A 20,110-nucleotide genomic window follows, 5' to 3' on the forward strand; every position below is an offset into this window, starting at 1 on the left:
GCCGCGTTTCAAATCCGTTCGTCAGAGGCCCCATTGGTCGCCGAAATCTCCCCAGAGCGCGAACCCAACGGACACGAACGCCGCGGTCCTGGCGTTATCGGGCCGATCTGCGTCGTCGCGGCGCTGATCTCGGCGTTGGTGACCTTCATCGTGTTGACGGGTCGGGCGGATTTCGAACCGACCGAACGCGCGAGCCGGATCGCGATCTACGTCAATGGCGGCTTCGTCGCGCTGCTCGTGATCATCATCCTCTGGGAGGTGCGCGCGTTCGTTCTGGCGCGATGGCGCGCGCAGGCCGGCTCCCAGATCCACGGCCGGCTGGTGGCGCTGTTTTCGGTCGTCGCAGTGACGCCGGCGGCGCTGCTCGCGGTGTTCGCGCTCGTCACCATCGACAAGGGCTTCGACAGCTGGTTCTCGACCCGCGTCCGGGAGATCGTCGACAATTCGCTGGTCGTGGCGCGCGCCTATCTCAACGAGCATGCGCGCTCGATCCGCGGCGAGATCCTCGCCATGGCGAACGACGTCAACCGGGCGCGGCCGCTGTTCGACAACGACCGGCAGCGCTTCTCGGAGTTCTTCACCGCCCAGGCCACGATCCGCGGCCTGCCGGAGGCTCAGCTTCTGAAGCCAGACATGACGGTGGTGGAGCGGGCGAAGATCGACATCGGCCGCGCCTTCCCGCGTCCGCCGCAAATCGATGTCCAGAACGCGCCGACCGACGAACCGACGCTCCTGGCGCCCGGCAAGCAGAACGCTATCGGCGCGGTGCTGAAGCTCGCGAACTACGACGATCTGGTGCTGTTCGTCGCGCGCCCCGTCGACCCACGGGCCAATGAGTACATGCAGCTCGTCGAGCAGGGATCGACGGAATACAAGTCGCTCACCCTGCGTCGTCAGGGCATCCAGGCCACCTTCGCGCTGCTCTATCTGCTGGTCGCGCTGTCGCTGCTGCTCGCCGCCATCTGGCTTGGCCTCGCCTTCGCCAACCGTCTGGCCTCGCCGATCCGCCGGTTGATCACCGCCGCCGACCAGGTCAGCAAGGGCGACCTCTACGTTCAGGTTCCGATGAAGCGCAACGACGGCGACCTCGGCGCGCTGGCGGAGACCTTCAACAAGATGACGTCGGAGCTGCGCAGCCAGCGCAACCGCCTGCTGGAGGCGGCCGAGCAGATGGACAGCCGCCGTCGCTTCACGGAAGCGATGCTGGCCGGCGTCAGCGCGGGCGTCATCGGCATCGACCCGACCGGTGCCGTCACCCTGATGAACCGCGGCGCGGAAAAGCTGATCGCCGCGCCGGAAGAGGATCTGCTCGGGCGCCCGCTGCGGGACGCCGCCCCGGAACTCGGGCCGATGATCGACGCCGCTCTCAGCCGCTCGCAGCGGCTGGTGCAGGGTCAGGTGACGATCCTGCGCGCCGGTCGCGAGCGAAATCTCAACGTTCGCTTCACGACGGAGACCTCCACGGCCGACGAGCACGGCTACGTCGTGACCCTCGACGACATCACCGAACTCGTCTCCGCGCAGCGCACTTCGGCCTGGGCCGACGTCGCGCGCCGCATCGCCCACGAGATCAAGAATCCGCTGACGCCGATCCAGCTCTCCGCGGAGCGGATTCGCCGCAAATACGGCAAGGTGATCGTCGAGGAGCGCGAGATCTTCGACCAGTGCACGGACACGATCATCCGCCAGGTCGACGACATCAAACGCATGGTCGACGAATTCTCCTCCTTCGCACGCATGCCGAAGCCCACGATCGAGGAGGAGGACCTCGCCAACGTCGTGAAGCAGGGCGTGTTCATGATGCGCGTCGGCTATCCCGACATCCGCATCGAGGCGCACGGCGCCGACGAGCGCGTGCCCGCCAAGTTCGACCGCCGGCTGATCGCTCAGGCCGTCACCAACATCGTGAAGAACGCCACCGAGTCGGTCCAGGCGGTCCCGGACGACGTAAGGGGAGAGGGGCGGATCGACGTCTCTGTGCGGCGCGAGGGCGACCTCGCGATCATCGAAGTGGTGGACAACGGCGCCGGTCTGCCGACGGAAAATCGCCAAAGGCTGCTCGAGCCCTACATGACCACCCGCGAGAAGGGCACGGGGCTCGGCCTCGCGATCGTCGGCAAGATCATGGAGGAGCACGGCGGCGGGGTTGAGCTGCTGGATTCGCCGGAGGTCGCGACCGGCGGCCGCGGCGCGATGGTGCGGCTCTGGTTCCTGGCCCGCAGCCCTGGTCCGTCCACGACAGCCCCCGCCGCTTCGGCCCCCGCCGCCTGATTTCTCGTTAACCCATTATTCCGGAGACGATTTTCCTCTCATGGCGACCGACATCCTCATCGTCGACGACGAGGCCGACATCCGCGAGCTCGTCGCCGGCATCCTTCAGGACGAAGGCCACGGAACGCGCACCGCGCGGAACTCCGACGAAGCGCTGGCGGAAGTCGCGAAGCGCCGGCCGCAGCTCGTCTTCCTCGACATCTGGCTGCAGGGCTCGAAACTCGACGGTCTTGAGATTCTGGATGCGATCCACAAGGAGCATCCCGACATCCCGATCGTCATGATCTCGGGCCACGGCAACATCGAAACCGCCGTCTCCGCCATCAAGTCCGGCGCCTACGACTTCATCGAGAAGCCGTTCAAAGCCGACAGGCTCGTGCTGATCGCCCAGCGCGCGCTGGAATCTTATGCGCTTCGTCGCGAGCTCAAGGACCTCAAGCGCGGCTCCGGCCAGGCGACCCGATTCGTCGGCAAGTCGACCGTCATCAACCAGCTCCGCGGCGCGCTCGACCGGGTGGCGCCGACCAACAGCCGCATTCTGATCGCGGGCCCCTCGGGCTCCGGCAAGGAGCTCGCGGCCCGTCAGATCCATCTACGCTCAGGCCGCGCAAGCGGGCCCTTCGTCCTGATCAACGCCGCGGCGATCACGCCCGAGCGGATGGAGGAGGAGCTGTTCGGCGTCGAAGGCGCCGACGGCCAGCGCAAGGTCGGCGCGCTCGAGGAGGCGCATGGCGGCACGCTGTTCATCGACGAAGTCGCCGACATGCCGCGCGAGACCCAGAACCGCATCCTGCGCGTGCTCGTCGAGCAGACCTTCACGCGCGTCGGGGGCTCCACGAAGGTCCATGTCGATGTCCGGATCATCTCATCCTCGTCGCGCGATCTCGAGGCCGAGATCGCCGAGGGACGTTTCCGCGAAGACCTGTTCCACCGCCTCGCAGTAGTGCCGGTGCGGGTGCCGGGCCTCGCCGAGCGGCGCGAGGACATCCCCGAACTGATCGAGTTCTTTCTCGACCAGATCTCGGTCGCGACCGGCCTCGCCAAGCGCAAGATCGGCGAGGACGCGATGGCGGTGCTTCAGAGCCACGACTGGCCCGGCAACGTCCGTCAGCTCCGCAACAACGTCGAGCGGCTGATGATCCTTGCGGGCGGCGATCCGGACGCTGTGGTCACGGCCGACATGCTGCCTTCGGAGATCGGCACCATGGTGCCGCCGACCCCGAGCGGCGCCGGCGGCGAGCAGCTGATGGGGCTCGCGCTGCGCGAGGCCCGGGAGATCTTCGAGCGCCAGTACCTGCTCGCCCAGATCAGCCGGTTCGGCGGCAACATCTCCCGCACCGCCGAGTTCATCGGCATGGAGCGCTCCGCGCTGCACCGGAAGCTCAAGGCGCTCGGGATCGGGTGATGTATCCGATTTAGCCCAGTCTTTGGCGCCCAGCTCCGTCGTCCTCCGCTTGACCGGAGAACTCACGTTCGAGCGCAGCGCTCCACGCGCCGAACCATGATGAGCATTATTTCGAACTGAACAGACCGGAACCACCCCATGTCCCGCATCGCCTACGTCAACGGCCGCTACGTCCCGCATGCGAAAGCCGCGGTGCATATCGAGGACCGCGGCTACCAGTTCGCGGACGGGGTCTATGAGGTCTGCGAGGTGATGGACGGCGTGCTGATCGACGAGACCCGCCATCTCGCACGTCTGGCCCGCTCGCTGAGCGAGCTCCGTATCCGGCCGCCGATGCCGGATTCCGCGCTGAAGGTCGTGCTGCGGGAGACGGTGCGCCGGAACCGCGTGAGGGATGGCATCGTCTATCTGCAGGTGACCCGCGGCGTGTCGCGTCGCGACCACTATTTCCCGCCGGAAAGCGTGGCGCCGTCGATCGTGGTCACCGCCCGCTCGGCCGACCGCGCCAAGGCGAACAAGGCCGCCGAGGCGGGCGTCGCCGTCATCACCCTACCGGAGAATCGCTGGCCGCGCGTCGACATCAAGTCGGTCGCGCTGCTGCCGAACGTGCTCGCCAAGCAGCAAGCGAAAGACGCCGGCGCGAAGGAGGCCTGGTATGTGGACGCCGATGGCTACGTCACAGAGGGCGGTTCGACCAACGCCTGGATCGTGACGGGGGAGGGGGTCATCGTCACCCGCTCCGCCGAAAGCGGCATACTTCGCGGCGTCACCCGGACGACGCTGTTCGACATGGCCCGCGACCTCCAGATGCGTATCGAGGAGCGCGCCTTTACGGTCGAGGAGGCGAGCGCCGCCAGCGAGGCGTTCATCTCCGCCGCGACCGCATTGGTGACGCCGGTGATTTCGATCGACGGGCGGCCCGTCGGCGACGGCGCGCCCGGTCCCGTGGCGAGCGGCCTGCGTCGCCGGTTTCACGAATTCGCCGAGCGCGCAGCCCCGTAGCGGGTCTTTGCCGCGCCTCGCTCTCTTGCAGAACCCTGTCGCTCCGGCGTTAATAAGGACGGCGTCGGTGCGACCGGGCCGGCGGCGGAAGGAGGCGACGGCGGGGGATCATTCTCCGTGTGAGCCGTTCTGCGCGCCGGGCGGAGAGGCTTCACGTCACGCTTGAGCTCTAACGAAAGAACAAGAACATGGCCGCCGAGCGCGCTCAGAATCTCCAGGACACCTTCCTCAACAATGTCCGCAAGAACAAAGTCCCTCTGACCATTTTCCTCGTGAACGGCGTCAAGCTGCAGGGCGTCGTCACCTGGTTCGACAATTTTTGCGTGTTGCTCCGTCGCGACGGGCACTCGCAACTCGTCTACAAGCACGCCATATCGACGGTGATGCCGGGCCATCCGATCCAGCTCTTCGAGCCGGAGGACGCCGACGCGGAGCCGGCGGCGGGACGCGCCGCACGATAAGGACGCAAGATTGATCGAAACGACGGAGTTTTCGAGGCCGGCCGAAGACAGGCGCGGACCCAGAACGCGCGCTCTGGTGGTGACGCCAGTTCTCGGCGGCCGGCATGCTCCTGCGCTGGCCCGCGGCAACGACGCAAGGCTCGAGGAAGCCGTCGGCCTCGCGCTCGCGATCGACCTCGACGTCGTGGCGAGCAAGCTGGTCACGCTGAGCGAGATCCGGCCCGCGACCTTCATGGGCAAGGGCAAGGTCGAGGAGTTGGCCGAGCTCGCGAAGTCCGAAGAGGTCGAACTCGTCGTGGTCGACACGGCGTTGACGCCGGTCCAGCAACGCAACCTTGAAAAAGCGTTCTCCGCAAAGGTCATCGACCGGACGGGCCTGATCCTGGAGATCTTCGGGCAGCGCGCCCGCACCCGGGAAGGCGTGCTCCAGGTCGAGCACGCGCATCTCACGTGGCAGAAGAGCCGACTGGTGCGGTCCTGGACCCATCTCGAGCGCCAGCGCGGCGGCTTCGGCTTCCTCGGCGGCCCCGGCGAGACGCAGATCGAGGCCGACCGCCGGATGATCACCGAGCGGATCCTCAAGATCGAGCGCGAGCTCGAACAGGTGAAGCGCACGCGCGGGCTGCACAGGGCCGGACGCAAACGCGTGCCGTACCCGGTGGTCGCGCTCGTCGGCTACACCAACGCCGGCAAGTCGACGCTGTTCAACCGGCTGACGCGCGCCGACGTCACGGCCGTCGACATGCTGTTTGCGACCCTCGACCCGACGCTGCGCCAGATCCGCCTGCCGCACGGCGCTCACGCTATCCTGTCGGATACGGTGGGTTTCATCTCCGAGCTTCCGACCCAGCTGGTCGCGGCGTTCCGCGCCACGCTCGAAGAGGTGATCGAGGCGGACGTCATCCTTCACGTCCGCGATATCTCCCACGAGGATTCCGACGCACAGTCGGCCGACGTCGCGGCCGTGCTGCGCGACCTCGGCATCGACCCGGAAACCGACGAGCGGGTCGTCGAGGTCTGGAACAAGGTCGATCGGCTGGACTCCGCCGCCCGCGGCGTGCTGGCCGCGACCGCCGCCCGCCGCGATCCTGACAACCGCCCCGCTCTCATGTCCGCGCGGACAGGGGAGGGCGAAGCCGCCCTGCTGTCGGCTGTCGAGGAGCGGCTGTCCGCCCGCCGCGAGACTGTCGTGGTGACGCTGGAGCCGACCGACGGCGCCGGCGAGAACTGGCTGCACCGCCATGGCGACGTCATGGACCGCCGCGTCGGCGACGACGGCGCGGTGTCCGTCACCGTGCGCGTGGAGCCGGAGCGGGTGGAAGGCATCCGGCGACGCTTCGCCGCCGTCGACCTGCCGCCCAGCGTCTGAAGCGGATCTCAAGCGAGGAGCGCCGGCGCCCGCCGGGAGACTGCAAAGCGCCGGGTCGCGGCCGACACCCTTTTCGTGCGCCGCAAAACGAAGAAACGCCCCGCAGGCGAACCGGCGAGGCGTTTCATGACAGTCGATGAGGCAGGTTCTCACGGATGTGGGCCGGCCCGCGAAGGGCGCTCGGCTGGGTATGAACCTGGCGCTTCGTCGATCTAATCCGAAGTCATCGCTCTCTCCGCGAAATTCAATGCTCCGCCGTTCCGATCCTTCGGCGACGCTATGAAGTCGAGAGAAAGAACTTCCTCGGCAATAATCTTTTGATTTTCTAACGGCCGCAGCTCTTTGCGCTCCGGATGCGCATCACCGCGGTACGTCTACACGCTTCGGCGGAGTCATTTTTTTAGACCTCCGGTGTCTGTGTTGACATTCGAAAGATGCGCTCGACGCGACGGGTCGTCAAGCCCCTATCGATTCGACGAGGCTCGCCGACCAGGCGCGGGATTCCACGCGCAGCTAAGCGTGCATTAATCGTCTTCGCGCAACCTCCCGGAGGCGCGCTTCGGAATTCCGCGGACCGCGCCGGTCTTCTCGGGGCGTCTCGATCATGGCGAACGGCCAGACACTGCAGCCGGGACGGCTGTTGCCGGAGTTCGTCGCGACCCGCGGGATCGCGGCGGTCTGGGTGGTGCTCGCCCATACGCTGGCGGCGACCCTGCGCGGCCACATGGAGGTTCCGGCGCCGGTCGAATACACCCGGCTGGTGGTCGACTTCTTCTTCGTCCAAAGCGGCTTCGTTCTCGCCCACATCTACGATCCCGCCTGGCGGGAAGGGCGCTTCCGCTACCTCGAATTCCTCGGCAAGCGTCTGACGCGTCTGTGGCCGCTCCATGTCGCGACGCTGCTCGCGGTCGCGGTCCTCGTCGTCGCCGGGCGCCTCGTCGGCATCGACACCGGCAATCCCCACACGATGTGGACCTTCGGCGTCACGTTTCTGATGCTGCACTCCGCGTGGCTGACGAGCGACCTAGCCTGGAACTGGCCGTCATGGTCGGTGAGCGCGGAATGGTGCGCCTATCTCGCGATCCCCGGGTTCTTCCTGTGCGCCGACCGGGTGCGCGGCACGCTGTGGCGCGCGACCGCGGCGCTCGCGGTGTTCGTCGCGGCCGCCGCCGTCGCCGAGCTTTTCCTCGGCCAGAACGTCGTCGCGCTCACCTTCGACGGCGGCGCGTTCCGCATCGCGCCTTCATTCTTCGCCGGCATCCTGCTGCGTCGCATCTTCGACGAGGAGCCTTCGCTCCTCCTCATGACGCCACGGATCTATGCGGGTTTCATCGCCGCGATCGCCGCGGTCTGCGTCATCCTCGTCGCGATGAACGCGCCATACGACGCGCTCTGGCCGCCGATGGTCGTGCTGGTCGGCGTGCTCGCGTCGCGAAGCGCCCGGGCGGGACCGGGGCTGCTGCGGGGCAGGGCGCTGGCGTGGCTCGGCGAGCTATCCTACGCGATCTATCTCACCCACGCGATCGTCCTGCAGGTCGTGTTCACGGGCGCCAAATTTTTAGGTTTGGCCGATAGCCTTCCGAATCGGGCTCTGCTCGGATGCGTCTCGGTCTTCGCCACGCTCGCGGCGGCGCAGTTCGCTTACGTGCTCGTCGAGAAGCCCGGTCGAGGCGTCATGGTGCGCCTCCTCCAGCGCAACAAACCTGAGCCCGCGCTCGCCAAGACGGAAAAACCGGGTGTCACGACATGATCTCTGACCTCAGGTCCGGGTCGGCTCCGGCCGAATTGACAGGCGACGTCTGCGTGGTCGGGACCGGACCGGCGGGCATTACGCTGGCGCTCGAGCTGTCGAAGAAAGGGCGCTCCGTCGTCCTGCTCGAGGGCGGCGGGGCGTCTTACGAGGCGGATTCGCAGAGTCTCTATCGCGGCTCCGTCATCGGTCACGACAACATCGACGTGGCGAATTCGCGGCTGCGCCAGTTCGGGGGCACCTCCGGTCACTGGACGGGCATGTGCGCGCCGCTCGACCCCCTCGATTTCGAGCCGCGGACGGACGTCGCGCATCACGGCTGGCCGATCACCCGCGAAGATCTCAACCCGTTCTACGCTCGCGCCCAGAGCTATCTCGACCTCGGGCCGTTCAAGTACGACTTCGCGGACTGGCAGGCCATGCTTCCCGGCAAGGCCCTGCCGCTCGACCCGGCGAAGGTGTTCACGGACATCTACCAGCAGAGCCCGCCGACCCGCTTCGCAGAGAAGTTCGATGAGGCGATCAAGACCGACCCGCGGATCGACTGCTGGCTTCACGCCAATCTGACGGACATCGTGCTTAAGGACGGGTCCGACGCGGTGCAGCGGGTCGTCGTCAGCACGCTCGACGGCCGCAGGACGAGCGTGAAGGCGAAGACCTTCGTCGTCGCCTGCGGCGGCATCGAGAACGCCCGCATCCTGCTCAACTGCCGCAACCAGCGGCCGGCCGGCATCGGCAATCAGAACGACCTGGTCGGCCGTTACTACACCGACCACATGACGATCGAGACCTCGACGATCCTGTTCAACGAAGGCGTCGACACGGCCATCTATCCGGAAGAGATCGACGTCGAGGGCGCGCGCCTCGCAATCGGGCTGAAGGTCAATCCGGACCTCGTCAAGCAGCTCCACCTCAACAACAATTCGGCGTTCCTCGTCGCCCAGTACGACAAGGACGTCTACAATGACGATTTCCGGAACTATGGCTGGATCGGCTTCACCACCATGGTGAAGACGTTCAGCCGCGGCCACCTGCCGGACCGCTTCGCCGAGCATTACTGCGACGTGATCGACGACTTCGGAGCGGTCGCGACCGGCGTCTACCGCCACGCGGTCCGCAAGGTCGCGCCGCCGTCGCGCGCCGCCGCGTTCAAGCTGCGCCAGGACGCCGAGCAGTCGCCGAACCCGGACAGCCGCGTGACGCTGATCGCCGACAAGGATCCTCTCGGCTTCAACCGCGTCGCGCTCGACTGGCGGGTGACGTCGGAGGATCTGCTCAAGCTCCGCCGGACGCACGAGGTGATCGGCGCCGCGATCGGGGCCGCGGGCCTCGGCCGCATGCAGCTCGGCATCTCCGAGACGCCCGACCTCGAGATGGCGTTCTCCGCCTACCACCACATGGGCACGACGCGGATGCACGCCGACCCGAAGCAGGGCGTCGTCGACGCCGATTGCCGGGTCCATTCGGTGAGCAATCTCTATATGGCGGGCAGTTCGACCTTCACGACCGGCGGCTGCGCCAACCCGACGCTGACGGTGACGACGCTCGCCATCCGCCTCGCAGACCATCTCGCTGTCGCCGTCTGAAGGAGAAGCACCCATGGGAACGCTCACCCGCCGCGCGCTTCTCGGATCCGTCGGCGCCGTCGCGTTGGGCGGCCTCGCCTATGGCGGCAGCCGCATCGGCTGCACTTTCGTGCCGCGCAACCATCCTGACTTCTTCTCGCTGCTCGACGTCGTGCCCGACGACGCGGTCGCGCGGCGCATCGGCCGGAACGCTCTGACCCTCGCAAGCATTTCCGACAATCTTCCGGCACTGTCCGCATCGCTTACCGAGCAGCCGCTGATCCGCCAGGCGATCGAGGAATCCTGCCCGACCGCCCGGATGAACCTCGTGCAGGATCAGTGCGCGCTCGATTTCGCCGAGATGAAAACCGTGGTGGTCGACGGCTGGGTGCTGTCGGAAACAGAAGCCAGCCTCTGCGCCGCGCGCGTGCTGGGCTCAGCCAGCGCATGAACCCTCCCGCGCCCGAACCGATGCCGCTCGGGCGTGGCGAGATGCTCGAGCTGACGTCGGCCCGCGGGATCGCGGCCTTGGCGGTCGTGCTCTATCACGTCGACGCCTATTGCGGCGGGGTGATCTACCGGGCGTTGCCGACCCCGTATTTCGGACCGCTCGCGGTCGACTTCTTCTTCGTGCTCAGCGGCTTCGTGATGGCCCATGTGTACGGCAGGAGCTGGGCCGAGGGGCGTTACAGCCATGCAGGCTTCCTCGTCCGCCGCTTCGCGCGGATCTGGCCGTTGCACATGGCCTGCCTGCTGCTGGTCGCGGCGATCGTCCTGGGCGGCGCGAAAGCTGGCCTCGCGCCGCAGTGGGAGCCAACCTGGAGCTCCTTCCTCGCGCACGCCGCAATGCTGCACGCGACGGGACTGTCGCCGGAAAAGGCCTGGAACCAGCCGTCATGGTCGGTGTCGGCGGAGTGGACCGCTTACCTCGCCTTTCCGCTCTACCTCATGCTAGCCAACCTCTTCCGCAGCCCAATCGCCAAGCTCGCGGCGGCGGCGGGGCTGCTCGCGGCGCTGTGGCTCTGCCTCAAGGCGCTGTTCGGCCTCGACTTCTTTACCCTGACGACATTTGGCGCGCTTCGCATCATCCCTCTGTTCTTTGCAGGGATCGTGCTGAGGCAGATCATGGGACTGGGCTATGGCCGGGCTCTCGACGTCTCGGCGCTGAACCGTCTGCTGCTCGCGGCCGTCGCCGCGCTCTATCTCGGCATGGCCTTCCAGGCGCCCTTCGCGGCGATGTGGGTGCTGCTGCTCGCGCTGCTCTATCTGCTCGCGCTGCGTTCGCAGCGCGACGCCGGCGACGTCATGCGGTCCGCCCCGATGGTTTGGTCGGGAGCGATCTCCTATGCGCTCTACCTCGTGCATGGGCCGGTGCTGATGGTCGTCTACGGCCTGGGCTCGAAGCTCGCCGGGGTCTCGAGCGATCTCGGCAAGCTGGCGCTGGGCGGGGTGGCGATCGTGATCGCCGTGACCGGCGCGGCCATCGCCCATCACCTGATCGAAGTTCCAGCCCAGCGCCTAATCCTGCGCATCGGCCATCAGGCGAAGCGACCGCAGCCGGCCGCCGAACCCGCCGCCTGACGGCTGAACTCTGGCCGCTTTGAGTTTCCTGTCGCCTTCATCCTTCGACGCTCCCGGCGCGGGAATGGCCGGATGAGCGGGCAGGGACCTTCCCCTCGGCCTTCCTCCCGCGACCCAAACGAAAAAGGGGACGCCTTGCGGCGTCCCCTGTAGGCGGCGGGCTATGGCGGGCCCGCAGGGAGGATGTGTCAGACCGAGTAGTACATGTCGTACTCGACCGGGTGCGGCGTGTGCTCGAACCGGATGACCTCCTGCATCTTCAGCTCGATGAAGCTGTCGATCTGGTCGTCGGTGAACACGCCGCCCTTCTTGAGGAACTCGCGATCCTTGTCGAGCGAGGTCAGCGCCTCGCGGAGCGAGCCGCACACGGTCGGGATCTTCCTCAGCTCCTTCGGCGGCAGGTCGTAGAGATCCTTGTCCATCGGCTGGCCGGGATCGATCTTGTTCACGATGCCGTCGAGGCCCGCCATCATCAGCGCGGAGAAGCACAGATAGGGGTTCGCCGAGGGATCGGGGAACCGCACCTCGACGCGCTTCGCCTTGGGCGATGTCGTCCACGGGATGCGGCAGGAGGCCGAGCGGTTGCGCGCGGAGTAGGCGAGCAGCACCGGCGCCTCGAAGCCCGGGACGAGACGCTTGTAGCTGTTCGTCGTCGGGTTGGTGAAGGCGTTGATGGCCTTGGCGTGCTTGATCACGCCGCCGATGTACCAGAGGCATTCCTGGCTGAGGCCGGCGTATTTGTCGCCGGCGAACAGCGGCTTGCCGTTCTTCCAGATCGACATGTGGCAATGCATGCCCGAGCCGTTGTCGCCGTAGACGGGCTTCGGCATGAAGGTCGCCGACTTGCCGTAGCTCTGCGCGACCTGGTGGATGCAGTACTTGTAGACCTGCGTGTGGTCGGCCATCAGCACGGCTTCCTCGAACTTGAGGCCGAGCTCGTGCTGGGCGGACGCCACCTCGTGATGGTGCTTCTCGACCTTCGCGCCCATGGCCGCCATCGCCGCCAGCATCTCGCCGCGCATGTCCTGCGCGCTGTCCATCGGCGGCACGGGGAAGTAGCCGCCCTTGGTGCGGATGCGGTGGCCGAGGTTGCCGGTGTCGTATTCGGCGTCGGAGTTGGTCGGCAGTTCGTCGCTGTCGACCTCGAAGCCGACCTTGTAGGGGCTGGTCGAGAACTTCACGTCGTCGAACACGAAGAACTCGGCCTCGGGGCCGAAATAGATCGTGTCGCCGATGCCGAGCGACTTGAGGTAGGCCTCGGCCTTGACCAGCGTGCCGCGCGGATCGCGCTCATAGGGCTCGTTGGTGGTCGGCTCGAGCACGTCGCAGACGACGGAGAGGGTGGTCGCCGCGAAGAACGGATCGAGGCAGGCGGTCTTCACGTCCGGCATCAGCAGCATGTCGGACTCGTTGATCGCCTTCCATCCGGCGATCGACGAGCCGTCGAACATCTGGCCTTCCGTGAAGAAATCGTCGTCGACCATCGTTATGTCGAACGTGACGTGCTGCCACTTGCCCTTCGGGTCGGTGAAGCGAAGGTCGACATACTTGACGTCATTGTCCTTGATGAACTTCATGACGTCGCTGGACGATTTTATCGCCATTGTTTTGATCCTTCTTATTGTGCGCTTCCGACGTCCGCCCCCCGCGAACGCGGTTCGGGCGGGTCAGATCGCTTCGACGCCCATCTCGCCGGTGCGGATGCGGATCGCTTCCTCTACTGGAGAGACGAAGATCTTGCCATCGCCGATGCGCCCGGTGGCGGCAGCCTTGCGGATGGCGTCGACGGCGCGTTCGACCATCTCGTCCGAGAGCACGACCTCGATCTTCACCTTGGGCAGGAAATCAACGACATATTCGGCGCCGCGATAGAGCTCGGTATGGCCTTTCTGACGGCCGAATCCCTTGGCTTCAGTGACGGTGATGCCCTGGACGCCGACCTCCTGAAGCGCTTCCTTCACCTCGTCGAGCTTGAACGGTTTGATGATCGCTTCGATTTTCTTCACGATACAGGGCCTCCTCGCGTCGTGCGGCCGTTCGGGTTTCGTCCGACGCAACCGGCCGGGACGTCGCCTCTTAGCAGCAAGCGTGCCAATGCTGTAGCCGCGTTGGAGCTATAGCGCACTCCAAGCGGTCCTAGGGTGAAGACTTCTCACCGCTGTCGGGCGATCAGCGCGTATGATGAAAATAACGGCATTATGATCACGAATTGCGCGTCAATCCTTCGGCATCGCTGCTGCAAAAGCGCGCGAAATGGGCAAATGCCTCCCGATTGCCCCGCCCACGGCCGCCGCCGATGAGCCTCGAACTTCTGACCCCCGCTGAAATGACCCGGGTCGACGCCGCCGCGCCCGCCGCGGGCGCAAGCGGGTCGGCCCTGATGGAGCGCGCGGGCGGGGCTGTGGCGGCCGAGGTCGCGAACGGCTGGCCAGACGCCCGCCGCATCCTCGTGCTTGCGGGACCCGGCAACAATGGAGGCGACGGCTTCGTCGCAGCCCGAAAACTGGCCGAAGCGGGGAGGGAGGTCCTGGTCGCCCTTCTCGGCGACCGCGAGTCCCTGAAGGGCGATGCGGCCGTGGCGGCGGCGCGCTGGACCGGCGAAACCGGCCCGCTCCCGAACGCGCCGTTCGAGGCCTGCGACCTCGTCATCGACGCCCTGTTCGGGGCAGGGCTCGGCAGACCGATCGAGGGCGCTGCGGCGGACGCGGTGTCCGCCGCCAACGCGTCCGGTCTGCCGATCGTCTCGGTCGACGTGCCGAGCGGGCTCGACGGCGCGACCGGGCGGCCGCTCGGCGACGCATGCGTCAGGGCCTCGCTCACGGTCACCTTCGTGCGGCTGAAGCCGGGCCATGTCCTGACGCCGGGCCGCTCGCTCTGTGGCCGCGTCGTCCTAGCCGACATCGGCATGCCCGAAGACGCGGTCGCCGGGATCGGCGCGAGGGCCTTCCTCAACAGGCCGGCGCTCTGGCGCGACCAGCTGCCCGCGCCCTCGATCGAGGGCCACAAATATTCCCGCGGCCATGTCGCCGTCTGGAGCGGGCCCGAGCTTTCGACCGGCGCGGCCCGGCTGTCAGCGCTCGCGGCGCTGCGCTCTGGGGCAGGGGCGGTCACCCTTCTCGGCCAGCGCGCGGCGCTGAAGGAGCATGCGGCCCACCTCACCGCCGTCATGCTGCGCGAGGCGGAGAACGACTGGGCGGAGTTCCTAACGCAGCGGCGCGTCTCGGCGGTCGTGGTCGGACCCGCCGCCGGACCGACGGAGCGCACGGCAAAGGCGTTGACGGAAGCGATCGAGGCCGGCTGCCACGTGGTGATGGACGCCGATGTATTCTCGCTGTTCGCCGGCCGTCCCGACGATCTCGCCGCTCTGATCGCGCGCGGGAGCGGGCAGGTGGCGCTCACCCCCCACGAGGGCGAGTTCGCGCGGGTGTTCGGCGTGGACAAGACGGCGTCCAAGCTCGAGCGCGCCCGGGCCGCTGCCGCACGCTCGGGGGCGACTGTGCTGCTGAAAGGCGCAGACACCGTCGTCGCCACGCCCGACGGCCGCGCGACCGTCGCCGACAACGCGCCGCCATACCTTGCGACCGCGGGCGCGGGCGACGTGCTGGCTGGGCTCTGCGCCGGTCTGCTGGCGCAAGGCGCTCCGGCCTTCGAGGCGGCCTCGGCCGCCGTCTGGCTGCATGGCGAGGCCGCGACCGCCGTCGGGCGCGGCCTGATCGCCGACGACCTGCCGGGTGCGATCCCGGAGGCGCTGAGGCGGATGGAGGAGCGGGCGGCCGGCTGACGGCGTCGCGCTGGTGCGATGTGGCGTTCGGCGCGTAAGGCTTCCGGCGCCGGGATCCGCCTGGAGACAGGCTCCCCGGCTGAGCCCGCCACGAGTCGCATAAGATATATTATGGAACTTACCCTCGGGGGCGAACCTCCGATAGGCCGCTACCGAGCTTTGAGTTGTGCGAGGACGCTCGGGAGATTGTTGATCCCCCAATGCTCGGCATAGCGTCCGTCCGCCACGCGCACGATGTCGATGACATCGATGGCGACCCGTCGGCCGGTCGGCTCCACGCCCATCAGGGCGCCGGTATGGGTGCCGGTGATCGTCTTGCGGGTCGTCACCATGTCACCCTCGGCGATCTGATCGTGAATCGTGACCGACAGTTCGCTAAGCGCGGGGCGAAGGATTGTCTGAAACGTATTCCACATGCCTTCCGGCCCTGCGTCCGCTCCGGCAGGAGCAGATCGATTGATGAACGTCGGCTCCATCAGGGCGTCAAATGCGACACGGCGCCCTTTGGCGATCACCTCTTCGTTGAATCGGCGGACCACGGCTTTGATATCTTGCAACGACACAGGCAGGCCTCCTCAGACGCTCTCGATCTTGAAGGTCATCCCGTCATAGGCCGGCTCCACGCCGGCCGGGAGCCGCGCCTTCAGCGTCGCATAGTCCATGTCGGTGTGGAGATTGGTCAGCACGGCGCGGCGGGGCTTCAGCCGTTCGATCCAATCGAGCGCCTGGGCGAGCGTGAAGTGGCTGGGATGCGGAGCCTCGCGGAGCGCGTCCACGATCCAGAGATCGAGGTTTTCAAGAGTTGAAACAGCAGCTTCCGGGATGTCGTTGACGTCAGGCGTATAGGCGACGCCATCGAAGCGGAAACCCAGCGCCCGCTCGCGGCCGTGAATGAGCGCGATGGGCAACGCCTCGATCACGCCTCCCGGACCTTCGATCGACGCGGCTTCGCCCGCGGTGAGACGGCGTTCGTTCAGGATCGGCGGATAGACGCTGCCAGGCGGGGTCTCGAACACGTAGCCGAAACGGTCGTTGAGGAACTTCGACATCTGCGCGTCGCACCAGATGTCGACGCGTCCGTGGGCGTGGATGGCGAGCGGCCGGAGATCGTCGATGCCGTGGGTGTGGTCCGCATGCTCATGCGTGTAGAGCACGCCGTCGACCCGGTCGACGCCCGCTCCGAGGAGCTGGTCGCGCAGATCCGCGCCGGTGTCCACGAGCACGCGCGTCACGCTGGCGTCGGACGTCCGCTCGACCAGGAGAGAGCAGCGTCGCCGGCGGTTCTTCGGCTCGTCGGGATCGCAGGCGCCCCAGCCGGACGCGACACGGGGCACGCCGCCGGACGAGCCGCAGCCGAGGATCGTGACGGCGAGGCTCATGCCGGAATCGCACCTTCGTAAGAGACAAGAGCATTTCTGTCGGTCTTGTTGAAAAGACGGAAGAAATTGTCTGTCGTCACATCGCGTGTCCGGGCCTCGTCCCAACCCCGCACCTTGGCCAGAACCGCTGCGGTGTTCGCGGTGTGAGCCGGCTCGTTGCGGCGGCCTCGGAACGGTTCGGGGGCGAGGTAGGGGGCGTCGGTCTCGACCAGCAGGCGATCTTCCGGCACTTCGGCTGCGATCGCGCGCAGGTCGTCGGACCGCTTGAAGGTCAGAATGCCGGAGAACGACACGTAGAGGCCCAGCGCCACGCCCCGGCGCGCGAGCTCGGCGCCCGAGGAGAAGCAGTGCAGAACGGCCGGGAAGGCCCCCTTCCCCGCCTCGTCCTCCAGGATCCCGATCATCGCCTCGTCGGCGGAACGCGCGTGAATGACGAGCGGCAACCCGGTCTCGCGGGCGGCGGCGATGTGGGCCCGGAAGCCATGCTCCTGCGCGGCGTAGTCTCCGGGATAATGGAAGTCGAGGCCCGCCTCGCCGAAGCCGACGATCTTCGGATGCTCGGCGAGCGTCACCAGCTCCTCGGTCGTGACGTCGACCTCCTCATGCGCGTTCTGCGGATGGGTTCCGACGGTGCCGAAGACGCTGGGGTAGCGCTCGACCAGCCCGAGAATCTGGTCGAAGCGGCGCACACGGGTCGAGATCGTGACCATCAGCCCGACGCCGGCGGCGTGAGCGCGCGCGACCACCGCGTCGCGTTCGGCCTCGAAGTCCGGAAAGTCGAGGTGGCAGTGGCTGTCGACGAGAGCCGTCACGCGGCCGCCTCCGGCTCGACATAGCGCGGGAAGACAGGCTCCGGCGGCGGCAGCGGCGCGCCCGGCGTCAGGCGTCCGCCAAGGCTCGCGAAGGCGCGTGCTTCTTCGGCGACGCCGAGCGCGTCGAGCAGCTTGGCGGCCGACGTCGGCATGAACGGCTGCACGAGGATCGACACGCTGCGCAGCACCTCGAGCGTCACATAGAGCACCGTCGCCATGCGCTCGGGATCGGTCTTCCGAAGCGCCCAAGGTTCGTGGTTGGCGAAATAGCGGTTGGCGTCGGCGACCACCGTCCAGATCGTGGCGAGCGCCGCGTGGAGCGCGAGATCGTCGAACGCGGCGGAGACTTTTCCGTACAGCGCGTCGGCGCTTGCGAGCAGCGCCTCGTCGGCCTCGGTGAACGCGGCGGGCGAGGGCGCCCTGCCCTCGCAGTTCTTCGCGACCATAGAAAGCGAGCGCTGCGCAAGATTGCCGAGGTCGTTCGCGAGGTCGGCGTTGATGCGGCCGACGATCGCCTCGTGGCTGTACGAGCCGTCCTGCCCGAACGGCGCCTCGCGCAGCAGGAAGTAGCGGACGGGATCGACGCCGTAGCCTTCGGCGAGCGCGAAGGGGTCGACGACGTTGCCGACCGACTTCGACATCTTCTCCCCTCGATTATAGAGGAACCCGTGCGCGAACACGCGCTTGGGCAGCGGCAGCTCGGCGGACATCAGGAAGGCGGGCCAGAACACCGTATGGAACCGGATGATGTCCTTGCCGATGACGTGGAGGTCGGCGGGCCACACCCGCTCGAACGTCGCCATGTCGGCGGGGAAGCCCGCGCCGGTGATGTAGTTCGTCAGCGCGTCGACCCAGACATACATCACGTGCCGGGCGTCGTCGGGAACCGGCACGCCCCAATCGAAGGTGGTGCGGCTGATCGAGAGGTCCGATAGGCCCCGCTTCACGAAGGCCAGGACCTCGTTCCGCCGCGCGTCCGGACCGATGAAGCCTGGCTGCTCCTCGTAGAGTTTCAGCAGCCGGTCCTGATAGGCGGAGAGGCGGAAGAAGTAGCTTTCCTCGACGACCCACTCGACCGGCGCGCCGGTCGGCGCCTTGCGGGAGCCGTCCTCGGCCAGAACCGTCTCGCTCTCGTCGAAATAGGCCTCGTCGCGGACCGAGTACCAGCCCTCGTATTTGCCGAGATAGACGTCGCCGGCCGCCTTCATCCGCCGCCAAAGCTCCTGGCTCGCGGCGTAATGGTCCTGGTCGGTCGTGCGGATGAAGCGGTCGAACGACACGCCGTAGAGTTCGTCCATCGCCTTGAAGCGCGCGGCGTTCTTCGTCGCCCATTCTAACGGCGTCACGCCTTCGCGCGCGGCCGTCTGGGACATCTTCAGCCCATGCTCGTCGGTGCCGGTGAGAAAGCGGACCTCACGGCCGTCGAGCCGGTGGAACCGCGCGACCGCGTCGGTCGCGATCGCCTCGTAGACGTGGCCGATATGCGGGACGCCGTTGGGATAGGCGATCGCGGTGGTGACGTAATAGGGCGGTCTGGCGTCCGTCATCGCGGGCTCTGGTCTCGACGGAGCTTGGCCGTCACCGGCTGGCGAGGCCGGCGAGCTGGGCGAGCGTCTCAAGGACGAAAGGCCGGCGATCGAGGTTGAACACCTCGATCTCACGGGCCGAGCGGGCGGTTTTTTCCCACAGCTCCGCAACGCGCGCAAGACGCGGCTCCCGCAATGCGGCGCCGCTGGCGACGCGCTCGTGAAGCCAGTCGCCGACAAGCGTCACGAACAGGCCGAAACGCTCCTCCCCTCCCCGCCGCGCAAGATCCTCGGCGAGCGAGTGAGCCGCCCTGACGTCGATCGCGGGAAGTCGCTCGAGCAGGCCGCCGACGATCTGACGAAGCGCCGCGCCGTCGCTCGCCAGCAGCGAGATCGCGCGCGACACGCTGCCCTCCGCAAGGTCGGCTGCGGCCGCAAGGGCTTCCGGCTCGTGCTCGTCGGCGATGTCCGGGAGGCCGGTCAGCACTCGAAGCGTCTCCGAGGCCGAAAGCGGATCCAGCCGAAGCGAGCGGCAGCGCGATCGGACCGGCGCCGGGAGCGCGCGCGGCGTCGCGCTGAGCAGCAGGAAGATGGCGCGCGCCGGCGGCTCCTCCAGCGCCTTCAGCAGGGCGTTGGCCGCCGCTCCGTTCAGGTCGTCGGCGGTGTCGACGATCGCCACCCGCCAACCGCCCTCGCCGGCCGTGGACCCGAAGAACGACACGGCGCGGCGCACGTCGTCGACGCGGATCTCGCCATAGAAGGTCTTGCGCTCGGCGTTCCAGCCGCGGCGCAGCACGAAGAGGTCGGGATGCGCCATCCGCGCGATCCGCCGAGCGGCCGGATTGTCGGGCGGGACGTACAGGTCGGTCGCGTTAGCGACCTCCGGCGACGCTGGGTTCTCATGGGCGAGCGCGAAGCGCGCGAGGCGATAGGCGAGCGTCGCCTTGCCCACGCCCACCGCCCCCGAGATCAGCCAGGCGTGGTGCATGCGGTCGGAGCGGAAGGCGTTGAGCAGGTCCTGCTCGGCGGCGCGGTGGCCGACGAGCGCGCTGGTCTCGCGCGGGTGCGGGCAGTCGTCGCGGCGGTCGGATTCGGGCAGGCCGTCGGCTTCGATCATGGCCTGATCCTATTGCAGGCTTTTCGCTTGCAGTCAGGCGCCTGCGCCCTCACGTCCAACGAGGCCGTTTCCACAATAGCAGGGCAGATCG

17 protein-coding genes are annotated in these 20,110 nt (G+C 67.3%); 10 read left to right on the forward strand and 7 right to left on the reverse strand.

What is annotated here, in order from left to right; translation table 11 throughout:
• Positions 1-33 precede the first annotated feature (33 nt).
• The 9 genes from PKE75_RS05525 to PKE75_RS05565 all read left to right on the forward strand — a co-directional run bounded on the left by PKE75_RS05525 (position 34) and on the right by PKE75_RS05565 (position 11,404).
• Positions 34-2,271: a sensor histidine kinase NtrY-like gene (locus tag PKE75_RS05525; RefSeq protein WP_271167708.1), complete on the forward strand. Its 2,238-nt coding sequence runs from the start codon at positions 34-36 to the stop codon at positions 2,269-2,271.
• 40 nt (positions 2,272-2,311) lie between these two features.
• The gene (ntrX, locus tag PKE75_RS05530; protein ID WP_271167709.1) at positions 2,312-3,676 is read left to right on the forward strand and encodes a nitrogen assimilation response regulator NtrX; all 1,365 of its coding nucleotides are present in this window, start codon (positions 2,312-2,314) and stop codon (positions 3,674-3,676) included.
• A 138-nt stretch (positions 3,677-3,814) separates the two neighbouring features.
• Entirely contained in the window at positions 3,815-4,678 is an 864-nt protein-coding gene (locus PKE75_RS05535; protein WP_271167710.1) for a D-amino-acid transaminase, read from the forward strand.
• Positions 4,679-4,866: 188 nt separating this feature from the next.
• On the forward strand, positions 4,867-5,139 hold the full coding sequence (gene hfq, locus PKE75_RS05540; protein WP_271167711.1) for an RNA chaperone Hfq: 273 nt from the start codon (positions 4,867-4,869) through the stop codon (positions 5,137-5,139).
• 13 nt (positions 5,140-5,152) lie between these two features.
• The gene (gene hflX, locus PKE75_RS05545; protein ID WP_428979113.1) at positions 5,153-6,508 is read left to right on the forward strand and encodes a GTPase HflX; all 1,356 of its coding nucleotides are present in this window, start codon (positions 5,153-5,155) and stop codon (positions 6,506-6,508) included.
• A 604-nt stretch (positions 6,509-7,112) separates the two neighbouring features.
• A complete protein-coding gene (locus PKE75_RS05550) occupies positions 7,113-8,258 on the forward strand; it encodes an acyltransferase family protein (protein WP_271167712.1) in 1,146 nt (381 codons plus the stop codon).
• Positions 8,255-9,844 carry a GMC oxidoreductase gene (locus tag PKE75_RS05555; protein ID WP_271167713.1) on the forward strand — a complete coding sequence of 530 codons (1,590 nt, stop codon included), beginning with the start codon at positions 8,255-8,257 and terminating at the stop codon, positions 9,842-9,844. The genes PKE75_RS05550 and PKE75_RS05555 overlap by 4 nt, the downstream gene beginning before the upstream one ends.
• Before the next feature lie 13 nt (positions 9,845-9,857).
• Positions 9,858-10,274 carry a hypothetical protein gene (locus tag PKE75_RS05560; protein WP_271167714.1) on the forward strand — a complete coding sequence of 139 codons (417 nt, stop codon included), beginning with the start codon at positions 9,858-9,860 and terminating at the stop codon, positions 10,272-10,274.
• Entirely contained in the window at positions 10,271-11,404 is a 1,134-nt protein-coding gene (locus PKE75_RS05565) for an acyltransferase family protein (protein WP_271167715.1), read from the forward strand. Before PKE75_RS05560 ends, PKE75_RS05565 begins: the two co-directional genes overlap by 4 nt.
• 188 nt (positions 11,405-11,592) lie before the next feature.
• Here the strand turns inward: PKE75_RS05565 and glnA are convergent, their stop codons facing one another.
• Entirely contained in the window at positions 11,593-13,008 is a 1,416-nt protein-coding gene (gene glnA, locus PKE75_RS05570) for a type I glutamate--ammonia ligase (protein ID WP_428979108.1), read from the reverse strand.
• Between the two features lie 63 nt (positions 13,009-13,071).
• Positions 13,072-13,410 (reverse strand): P-II family nitrogen regulator, encoded by a 339-nt coding sequence (locus PKE75_RS05575; protein ID WP_271167716.1) that lies wholly within the window; start codon positions 13,408-13,410, stop codon positions 13,072-13,074.
• A gap of 290 nt (positions 13,411-13,700) precedes the next feature.
• On the opposite strand from PKE75_RS05575, the gene PKE75_RS05580 reads away from it, so the two are divergent.
• On the forward strand, positions 13,701-15,185 hold the full coding sequence (locus tag PKE75_RS05580; RefSeq protein WP_271167717.1) for an NAD(P)H-hydrate dehydratase: 1,485 nt from the start codon (positions 13,701-13,703) through the stop codon (positions 15,183-15,185).
• Between the two features lie 149 nt (positions 15,186-15,334).
• Here PKE75_RS05580 and PKE75_RS05585 read toward each other — a convergent pair whose 3' ends face one another.
• Genes PKE75_RS05585 through PKE75_RS05605 form a run of 5 tightly spaced genes read right to left on the reverse strand, consistent with a single transcriptional unit; the run spans position 15,335 to position 20,019 of the window.
• Entirely contained in the window at positions 15,335-15,748 is a 414-nt protein-coding gene (locus tag PKE75_RS05585) for an ester cyclase (RefSeq protein ID WP_271167718.1), read from the reverse strand.
• Between the two features lie 12 nt (positions 15,749-15,760).
• Complete coding sequence (locus PKE75_RS05590; RefSeq protein WP_271167719.1) at positions 15,761-16,564, reverse strand: MBL fold metallo-hydrolase; 804 nt, start codon at positions 16,562-16,564, stop codon at positions 15,761-15,763.
• On the reverse strand, positions 16,561-17,376 hold the full coding sequence (locus tag PKE75_RS05595) for a TatD family hydrolase (protein ID WP_271167720.1): 816 nt from the start codon (positions 17,374-17,376) through the stop codon (positions 16,561-16,563). The genes PKE75_RS05590 and PKE75_RS05595 overlap by 4 nt, the downstream gene beginning before the upstream one ends.
• Positions 17,373-18,923 (reverse strand): methionine--tRNA ligase, encoded by a 1,551-nt coding sequence (gene metG / locus PKE75_RS05600; RefSeq protein ID WP_271167721.1) that lies wholly within the window; start codon positions 18,921-18,923, stop codon positions 17,373-17,375. The genes PKE75_RS05595 and metG overlap by 4 nt, the downstream gene beginning before the upstream one ends.
• Positions 18,924-18,954: 31 nt before the next feature.
• The gene (locus PKE75_RS05605) at positions 18,955-20,019 is read right to left on the reverse strand and encodes a DNA polymerase III subunit delta' (RefSeq protein WP_271167722.1); all 1,065 of its coding nucleotides are present in this window, start codon (positions 20,017-20,019) and stop codon (positions 18,955-18,957) included.
• Positions 20,020-20,110 lie beyond the last annotated feature (91 nt).

The sequence above is a fragment of the Hansschlegelia plantiphila genome (assembly GCF_027922265.1).
Classification (GTDB): domain Bacteria; phylum Pseudomonadota; class Alphaproteobacteria; order Rhizobiales; family Methylopilaceae; genus Methylopila; species Methylopila plantiphila.